Source organism: Paenibacillus sp. MZ03-122A, from assembly GCF_024213325.1.
Classification (GTDB): Bacteria; Bacillota; Bacilli; order Paenibacillales; family Paenibacillaceae; genus Paenibacillus; species Paenibacillus polymyxa_B.
In genome coordinates, this window is record NZ_JANAVI010000047.1 from 1 (window position 1) to 1,058 (window position 1,058).

The 1,058-nt window shown below is 50.1% G+C and carries 1 protein-coding gene; it reads right to left on the reverse strand.

Annotation, left to right across the window (positions count from 1 at the left end):
- Positions 1–1,058, reverse strand: a 1,058-nt coding sequence (locus NLX74_RS25475) for an amino acid adenylation domain-containing protein (RefSeq protein WP_254330929.1), incomplete at both ends; no start/stop codon positions are given.

Here is a 1,058-nt window from a genome sequence, read left to right on the forward strand (position 1 = left end):
TGACAAACTTCTCTGCCGTCAGTTCCGGTCGGTTCAAATAGCCGCGCGCTAATCCCTCGCCGGCGATGCATAATTCTCCGACAACGCCGATTGGCTGTAGCTGATGAGACTCATTTATCATATAAAAACGCGTGTTTGCAATTGGACCGCCAATAGTGACAACCTGGGCATCCGTCAGTTCTTGAACTGACGACCATACAGTTGATTCTGTCGGACCATACATGTTGTAAATCTTCGCCGAGGCAGCTAATCGCACTTGGGCAAGAAGCCCCGATGGAATGGCTTCTCCTCCGAGCATGATTTCAGAGGCTGCAGCCAAGCATTCCTGTCTTCCTGCCGAAAGCAGCACTTGCATTCGTGATGGTGTCATCTGAATCATGTTGATACGATGGTGCTCGATCAGGGCAGCCAATTGATGCGGATCACGCTGCTCCATTTCGTTTGCCATGATGATTTTCATGCCAAGTGCGAGCGGCAGCAACGACTCCAGTACGAAGATATCGAAGGAAACCGTTGTTACGCAGAGAATGGATTTATTCTCTTGGAAATCAATCTTCTCTTTCATACTGTGAATTAAGTTGACAACAGAACGATGCTCGATCATGACACCTTTCGGTTTACCAGTCGAACCCGAAGTATAAATGAGATAAGCCAAACCTTCAGGGGGATGAGCAGCTTCACGTACAGGGCATCTATCTTCATAGGTAACATGGGTCAGCTCGGATGGATGCAGGGTAACGATCCCCCCGCTATATCCTGCTGGAGGCACAACGTCGTGGTCGACGATCAGTACATCCGCTTTACTGTCATCCAGCATGTAATGAATCCGTTCTTCCGGGTATTCCGGGTCAATCGGCACATAGGCCGCCCCGGTTTTCAGCACACCAAGAATCCCTGCAATCAGCATCGCTGAACGCTTCATGGCGATGCCCGCGATTACTCCGGTGCGCATGCCTTTTTGATTCAATAAAAGCGCAATTCGATTGGCAGCCGCAAGCAGTTCACCATATGTCATGACCGTATTTTCATCAACGATCGCCACGGCTTCCGGCGTCCGC